This is a genomic window from Pseudarthrobacter sp. NPDC092439 (assembly GCF_044754945.1).
Taxonomy (GTDB): Bacteria; Actinomycetota; Actinomycetes; order Actinomycetales; family Micrococcaceae; genus Arthrobacter.
The window spans coordinates 169,592-196,574 of sequence record NZ_JBIVQB010000005.1 but is presented as its reverse complement, the minus strand read 5'-3'; the positions used below and the strand labels follow the sequence as shown (position 1 = coordinate 196,574).

Here is a 26,983-nt window from a genome sequence, read left to right as displayed (position 1 = left end):
GCTTCCGGCGGAACTAGCCGTAGGTGTCGCGCGGACCGCGGCCATTTACGGTCCGGCCGCCCTTGCGCCAGCTCGGCGCTGCGGGCCCAAGGACGTGAATGCTGGTCACCACGCCGTCACCCAGTTCGGTCCGGAACTTTTCCAGCAGGCTGGCGCTGAGCAACCTCAGCTGAGTGGCCCATGCCGTGGAATCGCAGCGGACATGGAGCGTGGTGTCCGTGAAGCTCTCCGGGGTGCAGTGTGCAGAAATTTCCGGTCCTACGAGGGCGGGCCATTCGGCCATCACGGAACCCACGGCGACCGGGGAGGTCCAGCCGCGTTCCGCCACGAGACGGCCCACCACCTTCCCCAGACCAAGCGGATCCCTGCCGGTTGCGTGGAACTGGCCGAAACCCCGGGTGTCCCGGATCCCCTTTTTGGCCTTGGCGGAGCCGGGACGGACCGCTTTCCTTCGTACCTCTCCCCTGGCCGCGGCTGCCTCCCGCATCCGGTTCAGAGCAGCCTGGGGAGCATCGATTGCATCGGGGTCCCTGCCGGGCTGCAGCCCGCCCGTACCCTCATTGTCCCTGCTCATCTATTCCTCCCGGGATGACATTCACCCGCCGCCCGGCAAGTTCTTCCGGAATATCGGCATCGACGGCGGCGGTCACCAGGACCTGCTCCGCACCTGCGACTATGGCCGCAAGTTTACGCCTGCGCTGTACGTCCAGCTCGGCGAACACATCATCCAGGATCAGGATCGGAGCGGAACCGCCGGTCCGGGCATCGTCCAGCATCACGTAGTAGGACGCAAGGCGCAGCGAAAGGCACATGGACCAGGTTTCTCCGTGCGAGGCATAGCCCTTGGCCGGCGCCTGGCCCAGCGTCAGTTCCAGCTCGTCACGGTGCGGACCCACCAGCGAAATACCGCGTTCGAGTTCCTTTTTGCGCGACTCAGTGAAAGCCCGCACGTACCGTTCGGTGAGCTCCTCGACGGAGAGCCCGCGCAGGTCCTCCCTTACTCCCGACCCCGGTACTCCGGCGCCGCCCTGCCGCGGGAGGGGGGAACCGTCGTCGTCCATCTGGTCCTGAAGCGTGGAGCGGTAGGTAGCGTCGGCAGGCTTGGACCCATCCGTAAGCCTCGCATAAGCGCTGGCAAGGTGGGGGCGCAGCAGTTCCACCAACGCCAGCCTGGCATGTAGAAGTTCGGCGCCGGCCCTGGCCATGTGCTGGTCCCAGACATCCAGCGTTGCCTCGTGCCCGGCGGTGAACTTTCCGGCGCGGGCGGACTTCAGGAGGGCGTTGCGCTGCTTGAGGACGCGGTCGTAGTCGCTGCGGGTGGCGGCGTGGTGCGGGACCAGGCTGGCCAGGAGCTCGTCGAGGAACCGCCGGCGGTGGGAGGGATCTCCCTTAACCAGGGCAAGGTCCTCCGGTGCGAAGAGGACGGTCTGGCAGATTCCCAGCAGGTCGCGGGCCCGCACGGGATTGCTGCGGTTAATCCGGCCGCGGTTAGCACGGCCGGCATTGATTTCCAGCTCCAGTACGGTGACCTGGCCGCCGCGGACCAGGCGCGCACGGACCAGGGCGCGTTCTGTTCCGAACCGCAAGAGTGGAGCGTCCGAGCTGACGCGGTGGGAACCCATAGTGGCCAGGTAACCGATGGCCTCCATCAGGTTGGTCTTGCCGATCCCGTTGGAACCCACCAGGACCGTAACGCCTGGTCCCAGGGCAAGGTCAACCTGGGCGTAGCTTCGGAAATCGGTCAGGGAAAGGTGTTCCAGGTACACGCGGGAATCGGCAATTCTGGGACCCGGAAGGGTTCCCGGTGGATTTTACTTGGCAGGGCGGGTGGCATGTCCGCCGAACTGGTGGCGGAGGGCGGAAACCATCTTCATGGCCGGGGAGCTGTCCTCGCGGGACTCGAAACGCGCGAACAGCGCGGCCGTGATAGCTGGAGCCGGAATGGCGTTGGCGATGGCTTCTTCAACAGTCCACCGTCCCTCGCCGGAGTCCTCCACGTAGTCGTCGATGTTTTGCAGACCCGGATCCTCATCAAGAGCCTTGACCGCGAGGTCCAGCAGCCAGGACCGGACCACCGTGCCTTTTTGCCAGGCGCGGAAGGTCCCCGGGAGGTCATTGATGATGTCCTTCGAGGCCAGCAACTGGTAGCCCTCGGCATAGGCCTGCATCAGGCCGTATTCGATGCCGTTATGCACCATCTTGGCGTAGTGCCCGGCACCGACGCCGCCCACATGGACGAAGCTGTCCGCCCGTTCACCTTCCGGACGCAGCGCATCGAAGACCGGAAGCGCGTATTCGATGTCCGCGGCATCGCCGCCGGCCATGAGGCCGTAACCGTTCTGCAGGCCCCACACACCTCCGGACACACCGCAGTCCACAAAGCGGATGCCCTTGGCGGCCAAGGCTTCGCCGTGCTTCTGGTCCTCAGTGAAACGTGAGTTCCCGCCGTCGATCACCAGGTCACCTTCGGCGAGCTTGTCGCCAAGTTCCGTGATGACCGCATCCGTGATGGCACCTGCGGGCACCATCACCCAGATCAGCCTGGGGACGGGGACTGCGGCGAGCAGCTCGTCCATGGAGGCAACATCGGTGACGTCCGGGTTGCGGTCGTAGCCCGTGACGTCGATCCCGCCTTTGCGGAGCCGCTCGCGCATGTTGAATCCCATTTTGCCAAGGCCAATCAGTCCAATGTGCATCAGGAACTCTTTTCTGCGCGGTGAATGGGTGTCAGTTTGGGTCCAAGAACAACAACTACCGTCCGGGCCCACGCCGCCAGGGTTCCCTGGCCGTTAAGCCCCATCGGCGAGGGGCCCTGCCTGAGCTTGCGAAGGGTGGGAGCCAATGGGGACTTGCGGGGCGAGGGCGGCGGTGGGGACTAGTTCGGCAGGCGGACCGGCATAACGAGATACCGGTAGTCGTCCTGGTCCTCGCCGTCCGCCTCTGCCTGTGCCGTGATCATGGCGGGCTTGGGCGCGGTGGTGAACGAGAACCGCACGTATTTCGTTTCGATGACGCTCAGGCCTTCCACCAGATAGTGCGGGTTGAACGCGACCGTGATGTCCTCACCGGAAAGCTGCGCTTCGAGTTCTTCGGAGGCCTGGGCATCCTCTCCGGTTCCGGCGTCCAGGTTCAGCTGTCCTTCGGTAAAGGCCAGGCGGACCGGGGTGTTGCGCTCGGCGACGAGCGAAACGCGGCGCACTGCCTCGACGAGTTCCTGGGTCTGTACCGTCGCGTGGATAGGTGTGCTGTCGGGGAACAGCGAGCGGATTTTAGGGTAGTCGCCGTCCACCAGCAGAGATGTGGTGGTGCGGCCGCCGCTTTCAAAACCGATGAGCCTGCTGTCATCGTCCGAAAGCGCCAGGTTGATGTCGCCGCTGTTACCGAGGGTCTTCGCTACTTCGTTGAGCGTTTTCGCCTTGACCAAGGCGCTCGTGGAGATGCCCGGAGTTGCGGGTTTCCACGGTACTTCACGCATGGCCAGCCGGTATCGGTCTGTTGCGAGGAGGGTGATGAGGTCGTCTTCGATCTCCATCCGCACCCCGGTGAGGATGGGGAGGGTATCGTCCTTGCTTGCAGCAATGATCACCTGGGAAACCGCCTGGGCGAACGCATCTCCGGGGACCGTGCCGCTGATGGCCGGCAGGGCAGGAAGCGGCGGGTACTCAGCTTCGGGCATGGTGGCCAGGTGGAAGCTGCTTCGGCGGCACGTCAGGGTGACTTTGTTGCCATCGGTTTCCACGTCCACGGGGGCAGAAGGCAGGCTGCGGCAGATGTCTGCCAGCAGGCGGCCGGAGACCAGGATGGTTCCTTCGTCCCGGATGTCAGCCGCGATCTCAAGGCGCGCGGAGGTTTCGTAGTCAAAGCTCGAGAGGCTGACCGTGCCGGCTTCGGCTTTGAGGAGGAGGCCTGACAGGACTGGTACCGGCGGCCGCGGAGACAAGGACCGGGCTGTCCAGGTAACGGCTTCTGCCAGGACGTCCCGATCGACTCTGAACTTCACGGAAGGGTGCCGCCTTTCATTGCTGCCATCTGATGCCGGGAGCCTCCGGAAGGAAGCCCCTGCCAAGGGGGTGTGGCACCCGCCCCGGAGGTGCATGGTCCACGCTGTACGGAACCGTGCTGGGACCCAGGGATGGGAGCGCTGCTGACAGCTTAGCCGGAAGATCTGCGATTAACCCATCCCCCGGGCTGCTCCAAGGCGGCCTTTGGGCCGCCCGGTCCGTGTGGAGCATGGTTAGGATCGATCTTGTTGTTTGAGGGATTTCAATTTTTTGGGATTAGTAGTGTTAATAACTGCTGTGGAAACTGTGGATAACCCTGTTACAGCCCGGGATCCGGCGGTTAAGCCCTGTTCATGGACTGTGGGCAGTCCACGTTTTAAACAGGGTGTGGATGGGGACAAGATTTTTCGCGATTTTGCTGATCCACAGACGCCTTAAGGGTTTTAAGCCCATTAACCGCGGTTGTCCCCTTAAGTATCCACAGGCTTATCCACATGCACCTGTTAATAAGGTACGGGGCGGCGAATTAGGAGTCGCGCTGCTGCTGCTTGATGCGGTTGGTCAGCTCGGTGACCTGGTTGTAGATCACACGGCGCTCGGCCATTAGTTCGCGGATCTTCCGGTCGGCATGGATGACCGTGGTGTGATCGCGGCCGCCGAGTTCCTGACCAATCTTGGGCAGGGACATGTCCGTCAGCTCGCGGCAGAGGTACATGGCGATCTGCCGCGCGGTCACCAGCGTGCGCGTACGGGACTTGCTGCAGAGCTCGTCCATGCTGAGCTTGAAGTACTCGGCCGTCTGCTGCAGGATCTGCGCCGACGTGATTTCCTGCGCGCCGTCGTCCGTGATGAGGTCCTTCAGCACCATCTCGGCCAAGGCAACATCCACCGGTTGGCGGTTCAGGCTGGCAAAGGCCGTCACGCGGATCAGGGCGCCTTCAAGCTCGCGGATGTTGCTGGAGATCTTGGACGCGATGTACTCCAGCGCATCATCGGGAGCAGACAGTCCTTCGCTCAGGGCCTTCTTGCGGAGGATGGCGATGCGGGTTTCGAGTTCCGGCGGCTGGATATCGGTGAGGAGGCCCCACTCGAACCGCGACTTCATCCGGTCCTCGAAACCGGCCAGCAGCTTAGGGGGCTGGTCCGACGTGATGACCACCTGCTTATTGTTGTTGTGCAGGGAGTTGAACGTGTGGAAGAACTCCTCCAGCGTCCGGTCCTTGCCGGCCAGGAACTGGATGTCATCGATGAGCAGGACGTCCACATTGCGGTACGTGGTCTTGAAGCTGGCGCCTTCATCGTCGCGGATGGAGTTGATGAAGTCGTTGGTGAACTCTTCCGAGTTGACGTAGCGGACGCGGATGCCGCTGTAGAGCCGGCGGGCATAGTGGCCAATGGCGTGCAGGAGGTGCGTCTTGCCCAGGCCGGAATCACCGTAGATGAAGAGCGGGTTGTAGGCCTTCGCCGGCGCTTCGGCGACGGCGACGGCAGCTGCGTGCGCGAAGCGGTTGGATGAACCGATAACGAAGGTGTCGAAGACGTACTTGGGGTTCAGTCGGCCGAACTCATGGGAGGTGCTGGGCAGCATGGGCTGCGGCTTCTGCTCGATCGGCTGGTCACCCGGGAAGGAAGGCTCGATGACGGGTTCCGGCTCGGCGTGAACCGGCACCAAATCAGTGTCGACGTCGATGGCGCAGCGGATGTCCTCGGAAAATACGCTGTGGAGCGCGTCGTCCAGTGCCTCCTTGACCTGCGTCTGGAGTACCTCACGGGTCAGCTCGTTGGGGACCGCCACCAGGAGTGTGGACCCGATCAGGCCTTGGGCCTGGGCCAGGATGACGAATCCACGCTGCCGCGGGGTGACCCGGTGGTCCTCTTCCAGCAGGCTGATGACCCGCCGCCAGGAACTGCCGACAGTATTGGCGTGGTTGGCTTCATCTACTGTCATCAACGGGTTCCCTCAAACTTGCTTATGCCTGCATTGCCTGCAGCCCCATGGCAGGAACCGTGTTGCCGGCCCCCCGGTAATCCACAGGTTATGCACAGCCCGTGGATAATCGGCTACTGAGCCACTCTAGGGGATGAAATGCCCAGAAGATAGTTGGGAAGTTGGTTGTGGATAATTACACCGTTGTGGTTCTGAAATCGGCCCTGTGAGCCACTTCATCCACAGGCCGGAAGGGCAGGTTAAGCACAGGTGTGGACACGGCTGCGGCGCCCGTCCGGTTTGACTGCGGCAGCTGATTTGCCCTAACGTTGTGAAGTCCTTTGTGTCCGCTTTTTGGCCCCATCTGATTCTCCCAGCCGCACAGCGTCTGGGCAGCCGGGGGAAGCGTGCATATACAAAACTTAGCGTCGGCCAGTTCTTCCCCATTCTGATCGGGTGGACGCACCTTTGATCCACTGGAGTAACTAACGTGAGCAAGCGGACTTTTCAGCCGAATAACCGCCGTCGAGCCAAGAAGCACGGCTTCCGCCTTCGTATGCGTACCCGTGCCGGCCGCGCCATCCTGGCAGCCCGCCGTGGCAAGGGCCGTACCGAGCTGTCGGCGTAAATAACTGACTTGTCGGCAGACATTTCTTTGCGAGTTTAAGGTGCTGGCCACCCGTAACCGATTGAGGACTGCCGCCGATTTTTCAACAACTGTACGTTCCGGTGTCCGCAATGGACGCCGGAACGTAGTGTTATATGCGGCAGCCATCGCTGCCGACGAGCCCAGCCGGATCGGGTTCATCGTTTCCAAGAGTGTCGGGAACGCTGTAGTCAGAAACCTCGTTAAGCGGAGACTGAGGGAAGCCGGTGCCGCCTCGCTGCGCGAGCACGGCACGGGCCTTGCCATTGTTGTCCGGGCGCTTCCTGCGTCCGCCTCCGCCAGCTGGGCCCAGTTGTCGTCGGACTACAACGCCGCATTGGATTTGACCGTAGCCCGGCTGGCCGCCCAAACCCGGGCAGCCGCCCCGGACCCGGCCGGGACTACACAGGAAGGGACACCGCGTGCCTGACGCAAGCGCCGCCGTCGTCCGGTCCCTCCGTACTGCCGTTACGGCGGTGGGGCGTTTCCTCTGGAACCTGCCCCGGAACATCATCATTCTTTTCCTGAAGGCGTACCGCAAAGCCGTGTCGCCTCTGTACGGCCAGGTTTGCCGTTTCTTTCCCTCCTGCTCGGCCTACGCCCTCGAAGCTGTCACTGTGCACGGTGCCGTAAAGGGCAGCTGGCTTGCTGCGCGGCGCCTTGGCCGCTGCCACCCATGGAACGCCGGCGGTGTGGACCACGTCCCCGCCGGATCGCGGGAATGGCCCGCTGGCCGCACCCCCATAATTGTTGTGCTGAACAACCCGGACAAGTACCTGGCTGCTCGGACTGATAAAGAAGGCCGCAGTGCGGCCTGACGAATAGGGATAAGTATGGACTTCTTTGAAACAATCATGTTTCCGTTCAAGTGGCTTGTGTCCATCATCATGGTGGGCTTCCACGAGGGCCTGACCGCCATTGGGCTGCCGGAAGCGTCGGGCTGGACGTGGACACTGTCCATCATCGGCCTGGTGCTGGTGATCCGTGCTGCGCTGATTCCCGTATTCGTCAAGCAGATCAAGGCTCAGCGCGGCATGCAGCTGCTGCAGCCCGACCTGAAGAAGCTCCAGGACAAGTACAAGGGCAAGACCGATCAGCTGTCCCGCCAGGCCATGGCGCAAGAGCAGATGGCCATGTACAAGAAGCACGGTACCAACCCGTTCTCTGCCTGCCTGCCCATGCTGATCCAGATGCCGTTCTTCTTCGCGCTGTTCACAGTGCTGTCCGGCATCTCCACCGCCCGCGACAAGGGCGAGGGCATTGGCGCACTCAGCCACCAGCAGGTGGAGCAGTTCGATGAATCCACGATTTTTGGCGCGCCTCTCTCCGCAACCCTGCTTCACGGCACCCCTCCCGGGGGCAACGTCGTGGCCGTGTGGGTCCTCTCGATCATCATGATCCTGGCGATGACTGCATCGCAGTTCATCACCCAGAAGCAGATCATGGCCAAGAACATGTCCGAAGAGGCCATGGCCAGCCCGTTCATGCGCCAGCAGAAGATGATGCTGTACATCCTGCCGATCGTTTTCGGTGTCGGCGGCATTAACTTCCCCATCGGTGTCCTGATTTACTGGACCACTACCAACCTTTGGACCATGGGACAGCAGTTCTTCGTCATCCGCCGCATGCCGACGCCGGGATCCCCTGCCGCGAAGGCCCTCGCCGAGCGCCGGGCCGCCAAGGGGCTTCCGCCCCTCGCTGTCCTGACCGGCAGGAAGGACGACGCGGCGGATGCCGCGGCAGCCCCCGTTGAACCCAAGGTCCAGCGTGTCCAGCCCCAGCGCAAGAACAGGAAGAAGAAGTAATGTCAGCCGAGAGCACCGAACAGGCACTTCCCGAAGAGACCCTCGAGGACGCTGCAGCGAACGAAGGCGCCAAGGGATCCGCGGCAAGCCGTCTCGAAGAAGAAGGCGATGTCGCGGCCGACTATCTGGAAGAACTCCTGGATATCGCTGACATCGATGGTGATATTGACATCGAGGTCCGCAGCGGACGCACCTACATCTCGATTGTGGCGGAGGAAGAATCCGCGGCATTGGACGGCCTCGTTGGCGAGGACGGCGAAGTGCTGGAGGCCTTGCAGGAGCTGACGCGCCTTGCCGTGCTCTCAGCAACGGATAACCGTTCGCGCCTGGTCCTGGACATCAACGGCTACCGCCAGGAGCGTACCGGCCATCTCCAGAAGATTGCCGAAGAAGCGGTTGAAACCGTGAAGAAGACCGGTGGAACCGTAGCCTTGGAGCCCATGAGCGCTTACGAACGGAAGATCGTGCACGACGCCGTTGCGGACCTTGGCCTGGTCAGTGAGTCCGAGGGCGAGGGCGCTGGACGCCACATCGTTGTATCCGCAGACTAGGGAATTGTGGATCCGCTAATCATGGTTGACATCACGCCCGCTGAGCTGCTGGCCGCTGAAAAGATTTTTGGGGACCGGTTGGACCTCGCCAAGCGCTATGTCGGGCACCTGGCAACGTCCGGCACGGAGCGCGGGCTTATCGGCCCGCGCGAAATTCCCCGCCTCTGGAGCCGGCACGTACTGAATTGCGCGGTGATCGAAAGCGAGATCGCCCAGGGCAGCCACGTGGCGGACGTCGGAAGCGGCGCAGGCCTGCCCGGCCTGTGCTTGGCGATTGCCCGTCCGGACCTGGAGTTGACCCTGATCGAACCGCTGGAACGCAGGGTGATCTGGCTGCAGGAAGTGGTTGATGATCTGGGGCTCGACAATGTGACGGTGATGCGCACCCGGGCTGAACTGGCAGTGGGGCATGTAGATGCGGATGTCGTGACGGCCCGGGCGGTGTCCGCCTTGAGCAACCTGGCCGGACTGACCATTCCGTTGCTTGGCGGGCATGGCGAGGTAGTTGCGATCAAGGGCCGCAGCGCCGCTGACGAAATCGAGAAGGCGGCCAAGGTCATTCGAAAATTGGGTGGCGTTGAAACCTCCGTGGTCACGGTTGGTGCGGAACTCCTTGAGGAGCCCACCACGGTGGTTCGCATCGTTGTAAACAAGTCCCAAAAGAAGGCCTAGGCAGGGCCCGGTTGGCCAGTGCCTACCGGGCAACCCGTTAGGCTAGAGAACGGCAGCATAATTGGCCGAACGAGAGTGAGTGTGCCCAGTGACCAGTAGCGAAGCCTCCGCACAACGGATACCCCCGTTCGTGTCTTTGGGGTCTGCACGTTCCGCCGCTGGTCCTTTTGGCATGTCCATTCGCGCGGGTATTCATCCAAATCCGGTTGAAGATGCCGCGCCTGCTGTTCTGGTTTCACGTGAAACAACCGCATCCGGTCGCGCCAACGTTATGGATTCCATGGATGACTCAAGCCCCATTGCACGCGACCTCGCCCACGAGACGCGCCGCCGGGAACGCCTGATGGGCCGCCGCCTCCCGCGCCCGGAGAAGACCCGTATTTTCACTGTCTCCAACCAAAAGGGCGGTGTAGGCAAGACCACCACTACCGTCAACATTGCGGCGGCACTGGCGGCTGCCGGGCTGAATGTCCTTGTCATTGACATCGATCCTCAGGGAAACGCCTCGACTGCATTGGGCATTGAGCACCACGCTGACGTGGACAGCATCTATGACGTGCTGATCAATGACGTTCCCTTGGCGGATGTTGTGGCCCAGTGCCCGGACATTGCAAACCTGGTGTGCGCGCCAGCCACGATCCACCTGGCCGGCGCGGAAATCGAACTTGTGTCTCTGGTCGCCCGGGAACAGCGCCTCCGCCGTGCCATTGACGTCTACGCCAAAGAGCGGGAGAAGAACGGCGAGGAGCGACTGGACTATATCTTCATCGACTGCCCGCCGAGCCTTGGCCTCCTCACGGTCAACGCCTTCTGCGCCGCGGGTGAGGTACTTATCCCCATCCAGTGCGAGTACTACGCCCTGGAAGGCCTAAGCCAGCTCCTGAAGAATATCGAGATGATCCAGAAGCACCTCAATGCCGAACTGGAAGTCTCCACCATCCTGCTGACGATGTACGATGGCCGCACCAATCTGGCGGCGCAAGTTGCTGCCGAGGTGCGCCAGCACTTCCCGGAAAAGGTCCTTTCCGCAGTGGTGCCGCGTTCAGTCCGTATTTCAGAGGCGCCCAGCTACCAGCAGACCGTCATGACCTACGACCCTTCTTCCAGCGGCGCGCTGTCTTATCTGGAAGCCGCCGCCGAAATAGCTGAACGCTAGAATCTTGGAAACTGCAACGACCGGAGCTTGGCATGTCCTTGCTCCATCACTAAGGGGATTACTGCATGAGTGAGAAGCGACGGGGCCTGGGCCGCGGTCTTGGCGCGCTGATTCCAAGTTCCGCAGCCGGCAATGGTGCTGCGGCTCCTGTCACTGCATCGCGCCCAGTGGATCTCTTCTTTCCTGAAGGCCGGAAGAAGTCTGAACCGGCGATGTCCGGGGAGACCCAACCGGGTCCGGGGCCGAAGGCATCCGATACCGTGAATTCTTCATCGCAGGGCACTGCCAAGCCTGCTGCTGCCGTCGCTAAACCGAAAACTGCTGCAAAGGCGAAACCTGCAGCCACTGGCGATTCGAAGAATGCGGATTCGCAGAACCGGTCCAAGCGGGACACCGATCGACCGGAAGCGGACGCCACACCTGCGGCTGAGGCTTCCGCGGCTGCTGCAGGGCCTGACGTCCCGGCGTCCCATGGGAAGGGTCTGAAGGCGAAGGACAGGGACGAACTTAGCGGTGCGGAAACTGGCGTCGAGCTCGTAGAAGTTCCGGGCGTGCACTTTGCTGAGATTCCGGTAACGGACATCCACCCGAACCGAAAGCAGCCGCGGTCGGTATTCGATGAAGACGACATGGCCGAGCTGGTGCACTCGGTCCGTGAAATCGGCGTCCTTCAGCCAATCGTGGTGCGAAAGTCAACTGAGAACGGTGGAGAACCGTTCGAGCTGGTCATGGGTGAGCGCCGTTGGCGTGCCGTGCAGGCTGCGGGTCTTGACACGATCCCCGCCATCGTCCGTGAAACCACCGATGATGACCTCCTGCGGGATGCCCTGCTGGAGAACCTCCACCGCAGCCAACTTAACCCGCTGGAAGAGGCTGCGGCGTACCAGCAGCTGCTGGAAGACTTTGGCACTACCCATGAGCAGTTGGCCGACAGGATTGGCCGATCGCGTCCGCAGGTCTCCAACACCCTGCGCCTGCTGAAGCTGCCTCCCCTGGTTCAGCGGCGTGTGGCTGCTGGTGTTCTGTCTGCCGGCCACGCACGGGCGTTGCTCTCCCTGCCCGACGCGGCAGCCATGGAGAAGCTGGCCCAAAAGATCGTCGCAGAGGGTATGTCAGTGCGCGCTACTGAAGAGGCGGTGACGTTGCATCAGGACCCTGCCAAGCCGAGCAAGAACAATATACCCAGGCCCGGAGCCCGTCATGAGCGGCTGGACTACCTGGCATCCTCGCTGTCGGACCGACTCGATACCAACGTCAAGATTTCGCTGGGCGTCCGTAAGGGCAAGGTGAGCATCGAGTTTGCCAGCGTTGAGGACCTCAATCGCATTATGGATGTCCTTGCACCGGGATCCAGCAACTAGCTATCCGAAACCACTGTGTTTGCGCACCCGAAAAGGGCCCGACCCCCTGGGGGTCGGGCCTTTTTCATTCTCGAATTGCAAATCTCCAGACCCAATGGCAGTGCTACTCACCGCACGTCGTAGAAGCGGGTGCTTCCCGGCGAAAGCACCCAGCGTTCGTGCAGTATTGATTACTTCGCGCGCAGCGGACCTGGATGGTAGCGATTTCACGTGAAATGCCGGAAGAGCTGAAACATGCCACATTGAGGTGTGCAAAGGCGACATCGGGCTCACGTTGGGCCCAAAATGGGACCGGGAAAGGTCCCGTGAGGCCGGTAGTCACAGCGACCGTAACCATCCGCTGAAATGCTGCCGGTGTGTTTCACGTGAAACGTTGCCGAGCAGGCGACATCCTTCCCCGACTCCTGTCGGCCAGGCAGCCTTCCAAGAGATCCGGATAGCGCCGCGCCACATTTGACGAGCCAGCATTTGCTTCGCACCGAGCCTATTGGAACCAGGCTCTGCGGTGTGGCTAGGCGAAGAATGTCGAAGCTCGCAAGCACGTGCTTTCCTTACCTGCCGTTCCGACGTACGGCGTCCGAAACGTCGCCGTTGTCTTCTCTGTCCCTCACTTTGGGGAATGCTGCAGGATCGGGCCGGCTAAGCCCCATTAGGGAGCAGTGATAGTGCAGGCTGGAGATAGGCAACCGCATGGCGAAGTCCGTTCACGTGCGGGCCGAACAAGAAACAACCAGGGTGAAAGGCTGAATCAAGTGGCGGGGCTCCTCCGCCGCCTGCTAGCGGCTCGCGAATGGGCACCAGACTTGGGTGTTTCACGTGAAACACTGAAGTATTTCTGGCAGTGGGCCTAGGACGGGCGGCTTCGCAGAGATAGACGCCCCGGCATGCAATGCAGGCTTTTCTATAAGGCTGGTCTGGGGCGACCATACCGGCGACGTAATTCCACGCCCAGGGCCATGGATAGATCAGCGGCTAGTTCTGATTCGCAAGGAAAACCCGACGCGCCTCGTGGGTATGGGCGAATGGGCCGTACTCTGAGGGCCTGGGAGGACGGTCCCCGCCTCACCGGTCGTCTGGAGCCGGTGCGGTAACACACGGGCGCAACCCGCGCCCTGCGAAGACGGCGCGAACGACGGCGGCCATCCCAGTGAGACACACCTGAAGTGCGGGAGCTCGGAAGACTGCTCCCCGGCGCAGTTGACGTGATAGCGCGACTGGATGGTAAGCGGCCATCCGCGCTCCCGACTGAATGCTGTGAGCTGATGGAGGCCCTTCGCTCCCCTGCTCCTCAGCGAAGGCTCCGGAGGACGGCGTAGGCTAGCTCCAATGGCTCTGCAGGCCCAACCCAGACATGCCGTGCATGGGCCTTGGGGCCGGCCCCTCGAGCCGCGGCCGGCCCTGAACTGGCGTCCAACTTCTTAGCTTCCTGGCTGCCGCCCGCCCGATGGCGGAGTCTGGCTGCTAACCCGCCCCGAAACACTTGTACCTTACCGAATGCGTCCGGGCATAAAGTCACCGAGTGCGTCCGGGCATAAAGTCCTCGACGGGGCAGGATATCCGGCACGTGCCCTTGTCGTCGTGCCAGGCCCCTCGCCATGCTCTGCACGACGTTGAGATGCCGGCATGAGGGGGCGGGGTTGCCGCTGCCGGGGGCCGCGGCCGCGACGCCAGGCATGGTACTCAGTGCCGTCATTGAATAGGTCCACTAGTTTGACACTCCCAAATCCGGCTCAGCCGACATCCACAGGGGCCATCGAAGCAGTGGATAACGCTGTGGATAACTATGTGGATATTGCGGCCCCCCCTCACCGCTAGCTAGGAAGGACTGGGCCTGCCCAGACAGTACTTCGCTTCCTCGTCCAAGGTGCAAATAGCCTTGCGCGGTTTCACGTGAAACCTAACGCAGCCCCAGCGCCCCTGTCGACCTCCGAGTTTGCACTGTGGACAGGGAAATCACCTGCTTCTGTTCTCCCTTCAGGTACAACTGGAGGTGTCCCGTGGCACGCTCATGGCTCCTCCCTCATGAGGGCCGACGCATGGACGGCGGAACTTCTCGTGGGACTCGGAGTCGGCGGCCCGGCTTTACACACGAATAGTGCCGACACCCTGTGGATAACGATGTGCATAAAGGGCGCCCGCCCCTGTGGATAAATTGTGGAGAATGCTGCCGTTGGTCCCGTGCCCGGTCAGCCCTGGCGGCCTACGCGGATCGCTGTGGAGAACAGAATGCGGTGGCGGAGCGCAGTCAACGGCCGGGCCCTGCTGTAGGGACGCATGGCTGTTAGCCGCGCCGCGCTTTCGGATAGAAGTCGCCATGACGAAGGAGGTCGTATGCATTCAAAGGACAATCCAGCCCTCGCCGGTCTATGGAAAGGTCTGCACCTTTGGAATGTCTGCGAAGCGCCTTCAGGCGGTCCTAATCGGTCCCCCGAGAGCGCTGGTGTGCCGTTGGCTAATGCAGCTGCTGTGATGTGGCTTCCCAGACCTTTGTATAGTGGGTCGGCGAGGCCAGCAGTATGGAGCGTCTTCCCGGGACGGCTCGAAGGCGCACTTGCTCTCCTTGGTACGGACGGCTGGGTCCTCCGTCCCACGCAACACTCCCTCGGTGGGTCCGGACCACACTCCTCGCATCCTTTGGTACGACGGGACGCTGTCGCCCGGATGCGCCTCCGGCTGTTCCGTCCCCGTTGGAAAAGGTAACAGATGCGCAGTCTGTCCGGTCATGCCGGTCGATATCCTTAGCGGCCGCATCGTCAGCTGCCCGGGAATGTGGTTTGTGAGTTCAAGCCCCCTCGAGCGCCTTTGACCGGCCAGGCGACTGCGCTCATCGAAATTGAAATCCTCCGCTTGGGTTATGATGCGATGCTTGGTGGTTGTGATGGTTTCGGTGGCGTCGGTGGCGTCGGTGGCAGAGCGGTCGATGCCAGGGGCGGTTTACAACCCTGTAGCGGACGGTGGGGCATGGTGCAGGCTCTTCGTGGTTTGTTCCTCCCTGCAAACGCTGCATGGCTACCGTTGTGGAGACTGCCGTTGTACCCGCTTTCTTGGCAAGCCAGGGTGGACTCGGTTAGGGGCGCTGTTTCACGTGAAACGTGAGTGCGTGGACCGTGCTGGCCCTCATGCTCTCGCGGCAAGGTGCGCGGACGACGCCTACCCCCGCCCGGCGTTGCCGAATGTTGGCGGGGAACGACTTGGCCCACGTGCGGGCCAAGGCTCACCCGGAGTGCCTGATCGTTTGGCGCCACGACCTTCGGACCCGTGCGAGGAACGAAATCCGGACTCAAGACGGCTGACTCGCGTGCATCTTCTCCCGACCGGGTCTTCTCATGGTGCGCAGGGAGATGCTGCTGAGCGCGGACTCTTGTCCACATGATCGCCGAGGGCGTTCGCTACTTCGTGAGCCGCTTCGGGATAGGCCTCGCACGTCCTAGCCTGCGTCACGGCATACGCGAACACAGTTGTCCTAACCGCCCCAGATCCAAGGGATGAGGGACGGATGCGCGGTCATTGAAACGATGTTTCACGTGAAACGATGCCTTCGCTTATGCGCATCCAGGGCGTCGGCGAGGCAGCTTTTACGCGGCTACCTTATTCAGCGACGCGCCAGCCCGACCCGTACGCAGCGTTTCACGTGAAACACGCAGAACTTAGCCCACAAACGAGTGAGGCCACCACCCACAGGGGTGATGGCCTCACACGGAATGATTCGAAAAGCGCGTCAGGACAGAACGTCCGCGAACTCCTTCTCAAAGAACTGCTTCGGCTTGGCGCCGATGACGGTGTTCTTCACTTCCCCACCTTCAAAAAGGTAAACGGCGGGAATGGAGGTAATCCCGTATTGGGCAGCGATGGACGGGTTGTCGTCTACGTTGACCTTGACGACGTCGACCTTTTCCGAGTACTCCACCGAGATCTCGTCCAGGATGGGACCCAGCTTGCGGCAGGGGCCGCACCATTCTGCCCAGAAGTCCACGATGACAGGCTTATCCGCCGCCAGGACATCAGTACCAAAACTTGCGTCAGTTACGTCTTTCGCGTTGCTCATATCCTTTGTCTTTCTCCTAAGGGTGTCTGGGAAGGCTCAGGCAGCAAGATCTGCCAGGTAGTGTTCGACGTCGATGGCTGCAACGCAACCGGAGCCGGATGCCGTGATGGCTTGACGGTAGGTGGGATCCACTACGTCGCCGGCAGCGAAGACGCCCGGGATGCTGGTCTTGGAGCTCCTCCCCTGAACGGCGATGGTTCCCTCATCGGTGATCTCCAGGACATCCTTTACCAGGTCGGTCCGGGGATCGTTGCCGATAGCGACGAAAACGCCGGTGACGTCCAGGGTGGAGGTGGTGCCATCCACCAGGTTCTTCAGCGTCAGGCCGGCAACCTTGTCCTCGCCGAGAACATCTTCAACGGTGCTGTTCCAGATGAAATTAATCTTCTCGTGGGCCAGTGCGCGGTCAGCCATGATCTTGGAGGCCTTCAGGGTGTCCCGCCGGTGCACCACGGTGACAGACTTGGCGAACTTGGTGAGGAAAAGCGCCTCCTCCATGGCGGAGTCCCCGCCGCCAATAACGGCGATGTCCTGGTCCTTGAAAAAGAAACCATCGCAGGTTGCACACCAGCTCACGCCGTGGCCGGAAAGCCGCTTCTCATTCGGCAGGCCCAGCTCACGGTACGCGGAGCCGGTGGAGAGGATCACGGCCTTGGCCTGGAAGGACTCCCCGGAAGCAATGGTCACGGTCTTGACCGGGCCGTTGAGATCGAGCTTTGTGACGTCCTCGAACTGGATTTCCGTCCCAAAGCGCACTGCCTGCTTTTCGAAGTTCTCCATGAGGTCCGGACCCATGATGCCTTCCGGAAAACCAGGGTAGTTCTCCACATCGGTGGTGTTCATGAGCTCACCCCCTGCGGTGACCGAACCTGCAAGCAGCAGCGGCTTCAGGTTGGCGCGGGCCGTGTAGACGGCTGCCGTGTAACCTGCCGGGCCCGAGCCGACAATGATGACATCACGTACTTCAGACGCGGTGTTTTCTGCAGTGGTCACTGACGGTGAACCTCTTCCTTATTCGACTCGCCTCCCTTTAGAGGCCGGCCACATGGCACAACTATTACCCCACCCTGATTATTCCGGGTGGATCCGCAAGCAGCCGCCCAGCCATGGGAAGGGTTGGACGGCTGCTCAGTCAATACCGGAAAACTACTGGACCTTGACCTCGGCCAGTCGCAGGCCGTAACCGTACCGGGTCTTGGGCGCCGCGAGCTTCGGCAGCGAATTGATGGACACAATCACATACTGGGCTTCGACGGGTTCAGCGAGCGGCATGTTCAGATCAGTGGAGGTGAAGCTGTTGGTGCCCACAGCCTTGGCACCGTCCAGGGAGGGGCGGTCGTTGGTGTAGACAGTGATGTTTCCGCCCGAGCCGCCCAGCTGGGTCAGCGTTATGGACGAAACCGTCGCCGGGTTCTTGAGCTTGACGACCAGCGGAACGCCGTCCGGTGCCAGGCCACCCCAGGCGTCCGTGGCGAATTCCATGTCTGACCAGTAGCTCGCATCGTTGCCGTCATGAGCCTTCACGAGGTCGCCGTCGAAATTCGCTGCGAATTCGAAGTCGCCCTGGCGGCTGATGGAATCAATGGCCGGCGGCACGGTGGGTGCGGCAGTGGTGGGCTCTTCGGTGGCGGTGGCACTGGGCGAGCCCTCCCCCGTGGTGGCCCCCGCAGAACCCGCCGGAGCCACGGCCCGCGGCTCGGGAGTGAACAACCCGCCAAGGTTGGTAAGGGCAAAGATGAGTCCGGCGATGAGGACTACGGCAAGCAGTCCCCCGACCAGCCAACGCATGGAGCGCGGTTCACGCTGGGGTTCGTCGTCCTCGTAGTCGCCCTGGTTCTCAAAGGCCGCGCGCGCAGCTGCTGCCGGAGCGGCAGCACGGGCCAGGATTCCTGGCCGGTTCCGCTCCTGCGGTTCATCGTCCGCGTCGCTGCGGATGCCCGCCTGGTCGAAATCGTCGCCGGACCACAGCGAAACCTTCGGTTTTCCTGCCTCACCGTCACGCGCCCCGGACGAGGGAACTGACGAGGGGACATCCGTGCGTTCTACGGGACGGGTGTGTGCATCGGTCCGGCCAATCGCCGACGCGGAAGCCGCAGCAGCACCGGCCGCAGCGCCTGCTCCGGCCGCCCCGGCAACACCGGCGGCACCTCCTGCGGCGGGCGCCGCCGTCGGACGCGCAGGAGGCTTGGGGGGAACGGGCGGCGACACGCGCGGCTGCGGAACCCGTGGCGGGCTCACCTGGCGCGGCTGGCCGCTTGAGTAGTCGATGTAGCCGGCGTCGACGTCTTCGTCATCGTCATACGGTTCCGGCTCGTGGGAGCGCGCCTGGCCGAAGATCTCGCTGCCAAGGGTGTCCGTGAAAAACGGTTCCACGTAGGGCGGATTGGCGGCAACCACCAGGTCCAACAGGTCCGCGGCGGACGTGTGGTTGGTGATCAGGTAGGTGGCATCCTCGGTCACGCCAAGGTCCAGCACCTGGACCGAACCCGGCCGCTCTCCGGTGGCCACCTCGCGGGCGCTTTGGGCAACCTGCTCGGTGTTCTCCGGGCCTGCAACGAGGATGCTGACAGGCCGGTTCAGAACCTGATCCACACCGTCCAGCACCAGATCGTGGTCGTGCGAGGTCAATACGGTGGCCGTGACCTTGTAGCGGCCGCCCAGTACTGATCCGACATCGATCGGGTTGGACACGTGTTCCTCCTCATGCTGTCCGGGATTGCCGGCTTTCATTCGCGGGCTGGCCGGCGGCCGACTCGCGACTGCAACTACCCCTGTACCTTTCCGATCCTAGCCGATCGAGCCCGCCGCGCCTTGAAGAACCTGGGCCAGAACGCGCGCCTGCGTCACTTTTTGCGCGGCCGCCGCGGCTTGAAATACGGGTTTTCGCCGGCCTTGCCCTGGAAGGTGCGCCGGCCCGGCAGCGGGATCTGCTCACGCAGCAGGCCGCCGCGGGCGGTGCCCGGTTGGTCCTCCGCCGGCAGGTAGGCGCCCTTGGACGGAACGTTCGTTCCGCCGTCGTCCGCGTTTCTGCGCCCCGAACGACGCGCCGGATCCGGTCCCGCCCGGAACGAAACGGCGTCGAACTCCCCGGAAATCCGGGGGATGAGTCCGGTGTCCACGGACGTAGTGGCACGCTCAGGCGTGTACCGGGAAGCGTCCGACGACGGCGTCCCCACCCCCGCGCCTGCGGGTTCCGGAACGTCGGCGGTACTGGAGTCCGGGTCGCCGGGATATGCCTCCCCCGGCTGCCGCTGGGGAGGCTGCCCGTCCTCATCGTCCGACCCGCCGCCGCGGCCAAACCGGCCCAAAAGCGGCTGGAGGAGATCCCGGAGTTCGCTGACCCGGAACAGCCTCAGCAGCAGCAGGTAGGCCACCAGCATGACGGGGCCCGCCACGATCACAGTGACCAGTGCGGTGACGCGGTCCCGCCAGGCGAAGCCGTCCGGGCTGTAACTTCCCAGGAGCCAGAGCGCACCGGCACCGGCGACGGCCGAGCCCAGCGCCGCGTAACCCATGCGGATATAGGAGCTGGCGATCCGCGGACCGTCCAGGTGCCCCAGAAGCCGCCGCAGGAAGTACGCGCTGATAACTACGGACAGGACGTTGCCCACCATGTACAGGACGGCGATGGCGTAAATGATCTGGTCCACCGGCAGGAACTGGATGGCAAACGCACCGGCAACGTACACCACGGCCAGCAAAAGCTGGATGTAGAACGGGGTGCGAGCGTCCTCGTTGGCGTAGAAGACACGGGACATCATGAAGTTGGCACTCATGAACGGCGTGCTGAGAGCCAGGATGGTGAGCGTCTGGGCCAGCATGACGCCGTCCTGGCGCAGGCCGCCCGAGAAAAACATGCCCAGGGGCCCGGCAAGCGCAAACAGTGCCAGCGCCCCGAAAACGGTGGCCACGGCCATGGTCCGCAGGCCGTGCGAGAGGGCGTCCCGAAGCTCATCCCGGTCACCGTCCTGGGAAGCGCGCGTCATCCGGTTGAACAGGACGGTGGCCAGCGAGAGCGCAATGATGGAGTGCGGCAGCAGGTACAGCTGGCTGGCTACTTCGAGTACAGCGTTGCCGGGCAGCATGGCGGCGGCCGGATCGCCCGCCTGCTGCAGCCGGAGGCGCGCGGCGCCGGGAATGGTGGCGATGCGCATGACATACAGGAACGCCAGCTGCCCGACGGCGGCAGTCAACAGCGTCCAGACGCTCAGGCGGGCTGCCTGGCCCAGGCCGACGCCGCGCCATCCGAAACGCGGACGCAGTCCCAGCCGGAGCCGGAAGACCGGGATCAGGAGGATTGCCGTCTGGGACACCACACCAATGGTGGAGAACCCCGCCACGAAGAGGGTCTGGGTGGGTCCCCAGCTGTCCAGGGTGTGGGGCGTGAGCTCGTTGGTGCCGAAGATCCAGATGAACATGCCCAGTCCGGCGATGGCCACCAGGTTGTTCAGGATAGGCGCCCACATCGCCGGGCCAAAAGCTCCGTTGGCGTTCAGGACCTGGGTGAGGAGGGCATACAGCCCGTAGAAGAAGATCTGCGGCAGGCACCAGAAGGCGAATGTCACCGCGAGGGCCTTTTGCTGGCCCGAATAACCCTGCGTGGTCAGCTCGATCACCCACGGCGCCGCGAGGGTCACGACGGCCGTCAGTCCGAGGAGCAGCAGTACCGCAAGCGTCAGCAGGCGGCTGATGTAGTCTGCTCCCCTGTCCGGGGCCTTGCTTGCTTTGATGATCTGCGGCACCAGGACGGCGTTGAACACGCCGCCGGCCACCAGCAGGAAGATCAGGTTAGGCAAGTTGTTCGCGTTGATGAACGTGTCATTGACCGTGGAACCGAGGCCAAGGGCCGTGCCGAGCATCCAGGTCTTGCCAAAGCCCAGGAAACGGGACACCAGTGTGCCTGCGGCCATGATGGCACTGGAACGGGTTTCGCTGGCTGTGCCGGGCTGGGGCGCAGGCTGGGAGGCCGGACCGGAGTTGCCCGGGGAAGAGTTGGTAGCTGACATCGACTTCATCGTCTCACTCCCCCCGCGCATTTTTGTCCACTTGGAGTGCTGATAACGAGGTTTTAGGCCCTGCAAGCGGACGAAATCTGCTGGCTAGAGGTGGCCGGGAAGGACTTCCCGGGCCAGGTCCGCGATGCGCCGCTCGTTGGGAAAGGACAGTTTCCGGGCCAGCTCGTGGATGGGCACCCAAGCCACGTCCACGGCTTCCTGGTCCGGATCGTTCTCGATGGTGAGTTCGCCGCCAGTAGCGCGGAGCAGGTAATGGTGGACGGTCTTGTGGACGCGGTGCCCGCTGACTGTGAACCAGTAATCGATGCTGCCCAGCGGGGCCAGGATGTCGCCCTCGATGCCGGTTTCCTCGGCGATTTCGCGCACCGCGGCCTGTTCGTTGGTTTCCTTGCCCTCCGGATGACCTTTCGGCAGGCACCACTCGAGGCGCCCTCCGCGGTTGAAGCGGGCGATAATCGCAACCCGCAGTACGGCGTCGGACGTATCAACCACCACGCCGCCGGCCGAAACCTCCTCCACCGTAGGCAGGGACGCCGGCGCCGAGTGCGCGGCAGGGGCAACATGCGCACCGATTGCCGACGGCAACGGTGCGTTTGTCCTCCTGCCTGGAGCGCTCGGTACTGGATGGGCCATGCAGTCCACTCTAACGACTGTTGCCCGTTCGTGATGACCGGAACATGACACCAACATGGACGGCATATGACGCCGATAGCCGGGACCCGGCGGATAAGACCGGATCTTCCGCACATTTTGGCCTGACGTCCGCCCGGTTTCTGACAAGCTTAAGAAACTATGGCGCACGCACATCACAAGATTGAATCCCACACCGTCGATTTCCAGGTGGACCCGGTGGTCCTGGAGCTCGGACAGCGCTTCGTGGACGCCGGGCACGAGTTGTCCTTGGTGGGCGGCCCCGTGCGTGACCTCTTCCTGGGCCGCACCTCTCCGGACCTGGACTTCACCACGGATGCGACGCCGGACCAGACCGTGGCGCTGATCAAGAAGTGGGCTGACAATTTCTGGGAGATCGGCCGCGCTTTCGGGACCATCGGCATGCGCAAAGCCGGCTTCCAGATCGAGATAACCACCTACCGCGCCGAGGCGTACGACCCCGATTCCCGCAAGCCCGTGGTGGCGTTCGGATCCTCGCTGACCGATGACCTGCTCCGCCGGGACTTCACCATTAACGCGATGGCGCTGAAGCTGCCGTCGCTGGAACTGGTGGACCCCTTTGGCGGTGTCCGGGACCTGCACGCTTCGGTCCTGGCCACCCCCGGCGCTCCGGAGGCCTCCTTCTCCGATGACCCGCTGCGCATGATGCGCGCCGCCCGGTTCGCCGCTCAACTGGGCGTTTCGGTGCACCCGGACGTCCGTTCCGCCATGGAACGCATGGCCGAACGGATCAACATCATCTCCGCCGAACGTGTCCGGGAGGAACTGGTCAAGCTGATCTGCGGCGCCCATCCCCGCGTTGGAGTGGACCTGCTGGTGGACACCGGCCTGGCAGACCACGTGCTGCCCGAAGTGTCGGCCCTCCGGCTGGAATCCGACGAGCATCACCGGCACAAGGACGTCTACCAGCACTCGCTGCAGGTCCTGGAACAGGCAGCGGAGCTGGAGACGGACCCGGATGGCCCCGTTCCGGGTCCCGATTTCGTGTTGCGTTTCGCAGCGTTAATGCACGACGTCGGCAAGCCGGCTACGCGCCGCTTCGAACCGGGCGGCGCGGTGAGTTTCCGGCACCACGACATGGTGGGCGCGAAACTGACCTCAAAGCGCATGAAAGCCCTGCGGTTCGACAAGGACACCACCAAGGCCGTGGCGCGCCTGGTGGAACTCCATATGCGTTTTTACGGATATGGCGACGCCGGCTGGAGCGATTCCGCCGTGCGCCGCTACGTCACCGACGCCGGACCGCTCCTGGAGCGGCTGCACCGGCTCACCCGGTCCGACGTCACCACCCGCAACCAGCGCAAGGCCGAACGCCTGGCGTTCGCGTACGACGACCTCGAGGCCCGGATCGCCGCGATCCGTGAGCAGGAATCGCTTGATGCGGTCCGACCCGACCTGGACGGCGCCCGCATCATGGCCCTCCTGGGTCTCAGGCCCGGCCCGGTGGTGGGGCGCGCCTACAAGTTCCTCCTGAACGAGCGGATGGAGCACGGCCCGCTGCCGCCCGAGGAGGCCGAGGCGAAGCTCCTGCGCTGGTGGGCAGAACAGCCTGAATCCGTACCTGCCGAAGCCCCGGCGGAAACGCCGCCGGCCGCCGTCGACCGTCCCCCGTCAGAGGAGTCCCAATGACCAGTTCCGCTTTTGCCCCCCGCCCGCAGCTGTGGATCCTGCGCCACGGCGAAACCGAATGGTCCAAAAGCGGGCAGTACACGGGGCTGACGGACCTGCCGCTGACCGTCGAAGGCGAGCAGCAGGCCGTCGAAGCACGCAAGCTGCTGGACACCGTCGATTTCGACCTGGTCCTCACCTCGCCGCTGCGCCGTGCCCGCCGCACCGCGGAACTGGCCGGATTCCCGGATGCCCGGCACGAACCCCTCGCCGTGGAATGGAACTACGGCGACTACGAAGGCATCAGTTCGGACCTTATCCGCAAGGACAACCCCGACTACCTGATCTGGACCGATGGGGTGCCCAACGGCGAGACGCTGGACGAGGTCGCGGCACGGGCGGACAAGATCATCGCGCGCGTCCTGGAATCCGGAATGGACAACGTCCTGATCGTGGCCCACGGGCATTTCTCCCGGATCCTGACCGCGCGCTGGCTCGAGTTGCCCGCGGTGGAAGGCCGCCATTTCATCCTGGGGACGGCGAAAATCTGCACGTTGGGCTGGGATAAGAGGACACCCGCCATCGTCCGGTGGGGCCTATAGCCCGGGTAAGCTCAAGCCATGCAGGAGACGCAGCCGCAGGAACATCTTCCGCGCGCCCGCCTGATGGTACCCAGCCGCAGTGACCACCTGCTGCGGAACTTCACGGAAGTGGTGGGCGGGCCACTGGGAGCCCGGGCCGAGCCGGGGGTGGTCTCCCCCGGCTTTTTCAGCGTGGACCGGGTGTTGGTCCTGCTGACCATCCTGGCCGCCTTCGCCGGACTCCTGGTCAAGGGCTATTGCCGGGTCAACGGCTGGGACACGCCGTCACAGTTCTATTCCACCTGCTATTCGGACCTGCCGGACATTTTCCGTAACCGCGGACTCGCGGACGGGGCCTTCCCCATTGCCGCCGGCCAATTCGAGTACCCGGCCCTTACCGGGCTCATCGCTGGAATCACCGCCTGGCTGGTGCCGGGCTCCGGTGCGACGGACGCCCGGATCCTGGCCTATTTCGACCTTAACGCCGTGCTGCTGGCCGCGGCGGCCATGGTGGCAGTCCTGGCCACCGCCCGGCTGGCGGGGCGCCGTGCGTGGGACGCATCCTTCGTGGCGCTGGCACCGGGCATCATCCTGGCGGGAACCATCAACTGGGACCTGTGGACCGTGGCCCTGCTGGCCGTGGGCATGTACTTCTTCGCGACGGGACGCCTGGTGGCCTCCGGGCTGCTGGTGGGTCTGGCAGCGGCCACGAACCTGTATCCGCTGATGTTCCTCGTGGCCGTGGCGCTGTTGAGCGTGCGGACCGGGCGCTTCCGTCCCCTGGCCGTGTCGTCGGCCGCAGCGGGGGCCGGGTGGCTGGCCGTGAACGTTCCGTTCATGGCGGCCAACGCAGCCGGTTGGGGCTACTACTTCACCTCCCTGGCGGATCGGCCGGCCGGCTACGGTTCTCCCTGGTTTGCCTACAATCTCCTGGCAGAACGGCTCAATCGGCCTGCCCTGAGCGCTGAAGCCGTCAACGTGCTGTCCTCCGGGCTGTTCCTCCTGGCGTGCGCAGCCATTGCGCTGGTGGCCCTCTCTGCACCACGGCGGCCCCGGTTGGCGCAGTTGCTCTTCCTGCTCGTGGCGGCGTTCATCCTCACGGGGAAGGCTTATTCGCCGCAGTACGTGGTGTGGTTGATTCCGCTGTTCGCCCTGGTCCGGCCGCACTGGCGTGAGTTCCTGGTGTGGCAGGGCATCGAGGGCCTCCACTGGGGGGCCGTCTGGATGTACCTTGGACAGGTGACCAGCGCCGGTTCCACCCAGCACAACCTGGACATGCTCTACTACGTCCTCGCTGTCGTTGCTCATATGCTCGCCGTGGCATATCTCGTGGTGCGCGTGGCCGGCGACATTTACGAGCCCGCCCGCGACCAGCTCCGGCGGCAACACGCCGACGACCCCCATGGCGGGCCCTTCGACCAGGTGCCCGATGCGTTCAGGCTGGGCGGGCCACATTCACGGGCGGGAGCTGGCGCAAATGCCTGACGCCGTCGTCGTGGGAGCAGGCCCAAACGGGCTTGCCGCAGCTGCCGTCATGGCGCGCGCCGGGCTGTCCGTCGAGGTGTTCGAAGCCTCGGAAGCCATCGGCGGCGGGACGCGGACCACGGAGCTGATGCGACCCGGGCATTTTCATGACGTTTGTTCCGCCGTCCATCCGATGGCCGTGGCGTCACCCTTCTTCCGCGCGTTCGAACTGGACCGCCGGCTGGAGCTGATTACGCCGGACCTTTCCTATGGCTCGCCCCTGGACGGTGGACGGGCCGCGTTATCCTTCACTTCACTGGAGCGGACCGCTGCAGGACTGGGGCGGGATGGGGCGGCGTACCGCCGGCTGATGGCTCCGCTGGTCCGCCACGTCAGCGGGATCATGGATCTGACCCAGAACCAGCTGCTGCGCCTGCCGCGGAGCCCCTTCGCGGCAGGCATCTTTGGCCTGCGGACGCTGGAACAGGGAACAGGGCTGTGGAACGTCCGGTTCCGCGAAGACGCGGCGCCGGCCATGCTCAGCGGGGTAGCCGCGCATGCTGTCTCCCACCTGCCCTCACTGGCTGCCTCCGGCGCAGGGCTGATGCTGGGCGCCTTGGGCCACGCCAAGGGCTGGCCCATCCCCGTGGGTGGCTCAGCCTCCATAGCCGGTGCCCTGGCCAGGGACATCATCGACCACGGCGGACTGATTCACACGGGCACGCCCATTGACCGGCTGGCGGAACTGCCGCGCGCCCGGGCCACCCTGCTCGACGTGGCGCCCCGCGGGCTCCTGGCCATGGCCGGGAATGCCTTCCCGCCCCGCTACCGACGCGCACTGGAGCGGTTCCGGTATGGCAACGGGTCCTGCAAAGTGGACTTCATCCTGTCCGGTCCGGTGCCTTGGCAGGCGGCGGAGCTTTTGGACGCCGGCACGGTCCATGTGGGCGGTACCCGTGCCGAACTTGCCCGCGCCGAGAACGACGTCAGTGCCGGGCGGCATCCTGAAAAGCCCTATGTCCTGGTGGCACAGCCGTCCCGCTTCGACCCTTCCCGGGCGCCGGCCGGCCGGCACACGCTGTGGACCTACTGCCACGTCCCCGCAGGTTCCACCGTGGACATGACCGAGGCCGTGACGGCCCAGCTTGAACGCTTCGCGCCCGGCTTCCGCGACCTCGTGCTGGAATCACACGCGGTCACCGCGGCGGGACTGGCCGAGTACAACCGGAACTACGTGGGTGGGGACTTTTCGGCGGGCACCATGGACCTCAGGGGCCTCGTGCAGCGTCCGGTGGTTTCCCCGGTCCCGTGGCGGACCCCGGCCCAGGGACTGTACCTCTGTTCGTCCTCCACGCCTCCAGGTCCGGGGGTCACGGGTATGCCCGGGCTCCATGCCGCAAGATATGCACTGAAAGACATATTCAGCCTGGATGTTCCAGACCTCGGACTCCAGTCATAAAGCGCCTGGCGGGCAGGCGA

22 protein-coding genes are annotated in these 26,983 nt (G+C 63.7%); 12 read left to right on the top strand and 10 right to left on the bottom strand.

All coding sequences use genetic code 11. The features are described 5' to 3' along the window. Nucleotides 1–13: 13 nt before the first annotated feature. The 5 genes from ACIQCM_RS12515 to dnaA all read right to left on the bottom strand — a co-directional run bounded on the left by ACIQCM_RS12515 (nucleotide 14) and on the right by dnaA (nucleotide 5,949). On the bottom strand, nucleotides 14–574 hold the full coding sequence (locus ACIQCM_RS12515) for a DUF721 domain-containing protein (protein WP_400607064.1): 561 nt from the start codon (nucleotides 572–574) through the stop codon (nucleotides 14–16). Continuing rightward, a complete protein-coding gene (gene recF, locus ACIQCM_RS12510; protein WP_400607066.1) occupies nucleotides 558–1,766 on the bottom strand; it encodes a DNA replication/repair protein RecF in 1,209 nt (402 codons plus the stop codon). Before recF ends, ACIQCM_RS12515 begins: the two co-directional genes overlap by 17 nt. Before the next feature lie 45 nt (nucleotides 1,767–1,811). Next, complete coding sequence (gene gnd, locus ACIQCM_RS12505; RefSeq protein ID WP_400607068.1) at nucleotides 1,812–2,696, bottom strand: phosphogluconate dehydrogenase (NAD(+)-dependent, decarboxylating); 885 nt, start codon at nucleotides 2,694–2,696, stop codon at nucleotides 1,812–1,814. A 179-nt stretch (nucleotides 2,697–2,875) separates the two neighbouring features. Then, nucleotides 2,876–4,000 carry a DNA polymerase III subunit beta gene (gene dnaN / locus ACIQCM_RS12500; RefSeq protein ID WP_400607070.1) on the bottom strand — a complete coding sequence of 375 codons (1,125 nt, stop codon included), beginning with the start codon at nucleotides 3,998–4,000 and terminating at the stop codon, nucleotides 2,876–2,878. A gap of 527 nt (nucleotides 4,001–4,527) precedes the next feature. Continuing rightward, entirely contained in the window at nucleotides 4,528–5,949 is a 1,422-nt protein-coding gene (gene dnaA, locus ACIQCM_RS12495) for a chromosomal replication initiator protein DnaA (protein ID WP_400607072.1), read from the bottom strand. A 469-nt stretch (nucleotides 5,950–6,418) separates the two neighbouring features. Between dnaA and rpmH the strand changes: the two genes are divergently transcribed. The 8 genes from rpmH (at nucleotide 6,419) to ACIQCM_RS12455 (ending at nucleotide 12,119) form a co-directional block, all read left to right on the top strand. Further along, nucleotides 6,419–6,556 (top strand): 50S ribosomal protein L34, encoded by a 138-nt coding sequence (gene rpmH / locus ACIQCM_RS12490; RefSeq protein ID WP_003800212.1) that lies wholly within the window; start codon nucleotides 6,419–6,421, stop codon nucleotides 6,554–6,556. A gap of 40 nt (nucleotides 6,557–6,596) precedes the next feature. Next, nucleotides 6,597–7,004, top strand: a complete 408-nt coding sequence (rnpA, locus tag ACIQCM_RS12485) for a ribonuclease P protein component (protein WP_400607075.1) — start codon at nucleotides 6,597–6,599, stop codon at nucleotides 7,002–7,004. After that, nucleotides 6,997–7,392, top strand: a complete 396-nt coding sequence (yidD, locus tag ACIQCM_RS12480) for a membrane protein insertion efficiency factor YidD (protein ID WP_400607077.1) — start codon at nucleotides 6,997–6,999, stop codon at nucleotides 7,390–7,392. Before rnpA ends, yidD begins: the two co-directional genes overlap by 8 nt. 15 nt (nucleotides 7,393–7,407) lie before the next feature. Continuing rightward, the gene (yidC, locus tag ACIQCM_RS12475) at nucleotides 7,408–8,379 is read left to right on the top strand and encodes a membrane protein insertase YidC (RefSeq protein ID WP_400607080.1); all 972 of its coding nucleotides are present in this window, start codon (nucleotides 7,408–7,410) and stop codon (nucleotides 8,377–8,379) included. Beyond that, entirely contained in the window at nucleotides 8,379–8,930 is a 552-nt protein-coding gene (locus ACIQCM_RS12470; RefSeq protein ID WP_400607082.1) for a protein jag, read from the top strand. The genes yidC and ACIQCM_RS12470 overlap by 1 nt, the downstream gene beginning before the upstream one ends. Before the next feature lie 21 nt (nucleotides 8,931–8,951). Continuing rightward, a complete protein-coding gene (gene rsmG, locus ACIQCM_RS12465; protein ID WP_400607085.1) occupies nucleotides 8,952–9,602 on the top strand; it encodes a 16S rRNA (guanine(527)-N(7))-methyltransferase RsmG in 651 nt (216 codons plus the stop codon). 88 nt (nucleotides 9,603–9,690) lie between these two features. Beyond that, complete coding sequence (locus ACIQCM_RS12460) at nucleotides 9,691–10,758, top strand: ParA family protein (RefSeq protein ID WP_400607088.1); 1,068 nt, start codon at nucleotides 9,691–9,693, stop codon at nucleotides 10,756–10,758. Between the two features lie 65 nt (nucleotides 10,759–10,823). Then, nucleotides 10,824–12,119: a ParB/RepB/Spo0J family partition protein gene (locus tag ACIQCM_RS12455; RefSeq protein WP_400607090.1), complete on the top strand. Its 1,296-nt coding sequence runs from the start codon at nucleotides 10,824–10,826 to the stop codon at nucleotides 12,117–12,119. 3,718 nt (nucleotides 12,120–15,837) lie between these two features. Here ACIQCM_RS12455 and trxA read toward each other — a convergent pair. The 5 genes from trxA to ACIQCM_RS12430 form a co-directional block, all read right to left on the bottom strand. Beyond that, the gene (gene trxA / locus ACIQCM_RS12450) at nucleotides 15,838–16,164 is read right to left on the bottom strand and encodes a thioredoxin (protein WP_400607092.1); all 327 of its coding nucleotides are present in this window, start codon (nucleotides 16,162–16,164) and stop codon (nucleotides 15,838–15,840) included. Between the two features lie 36 nt (nucleotides 16,165–16,200). Further along, the gene (gene trxB / locus ACIQCM_RS12445; protein ID WP_400607095.1) at nucleotides 16,201–17,157 is read right to left on the bottom strand and encodes a thioredoxin-disulfide reductase; all 957 of its coding nucleotides are present in this window, start codon (nucleotides 17,155–17,157) and stop codon (nucleotides 16,201–16,203) included. 153 nt (nucleotides 17,158–17,310) lie between these two features. After that, entirely contained in the window at nucleotides 17,311–18,855 is a 1,545-nt protein-coding gene (locus ACIQCM_RS12440) for an ABC transporter substrate-binding protein (RefSeq protein WP_400607097.1), read from the bottom strand. 152 nt (nucleotides 18,856–19,007) lie between these two features. Next, complete coding sequence (gene murJ / locus ACIQCM_RS12435; protein WP_400607099.1) at nucleotides 19,008–21,170, bottom strand: murein biosynthesis integral membrane protein MurJ; 2,163 nt, start codon at nucleotides 21,168–21,170, stop codon at nucleotides 19,008–19,010. Nucleotides 21,171–21,263: 93 nt separating this feature from the next. Continuing rightward, nucleotides 21,264–21,764, bottom strand: coding sequence for an NUDIX hydrolase (locus tag ACIQCM_RS12430; protein WP_400607438.1), 501 nt, complete (start codon nucleotides 21,762–21,764; stop codon nucleotides 21,264–21,266). A gap of 207 nt (nucleotides 21,765–21,971) precedes the next feature. On the opposite strand from ACIQCM_RS12430, the gene ACIQCM_RS12425 reads away from it, so the two are divergent. From ACIQCM_RS12425 to ACIQCM_RS12410, 4 genes are read left to right on the top strand one after another with little or no spacing between them, the layout of a single operon-like run. Further along, on the top strand, nucleotides 21,972–23,480 hold the full coding sequence (locus tag ACIQCM_RS12425) for a CCA tRNA nucleotidyltransferase (RefSeq protein ID WP_400607101.1): 1,509 nt from the start codon (nucleotides 21,972–21,974) through the stop codon (nucleotides 23,478–23,480). Then, on the top strand, nucleotides 23,477–24,061 hold the full coding sequence (locus ACIQCM_RS12420) for a histidine phosphatase family protein (RefSeq protein ID WP_400607104.1): 585 nt from the start codon (nucleotides 23,477–23,479) through the stop codon (nucleotides 24,059–24,061). The genes ACIQCM_RS12425 and ACIQCM_RS12420 overlap by 4 nt, the downstream gene beginning before the upstream one ends. 18 nt (nucleotides 24,062–24,079) lie before the next feature. Next, nucleotides 24,080–25,525 carry a glycosyltransferase family 87 protein gene (locus ACIQCM_RS12415; protein WP_400607106.1) on the top strand — a complete coding sequence of 482 codons (1,446 nt, stop codon included), beginning with the start codon at nucleotides 24,080–24,082 and terminating at the stop codon, nucleotides 25,523–25,525. Beyond that, entirely contained in the window at nucleotides 25,518–26,963 is a 1,446-nt protein-coding gene (locus tag ACIQCM_RS12410) for a phytoene desaturase family protein (protein ID WP_400607108.1), read from the top strand. Before ACIQCM_RS12415 ends, ACIQCM_RS12410 begins: the two co-directional genes overlap by 8 nt. Nucleotides 26,964–26,983: the final 20 nt, after the last annotated feature.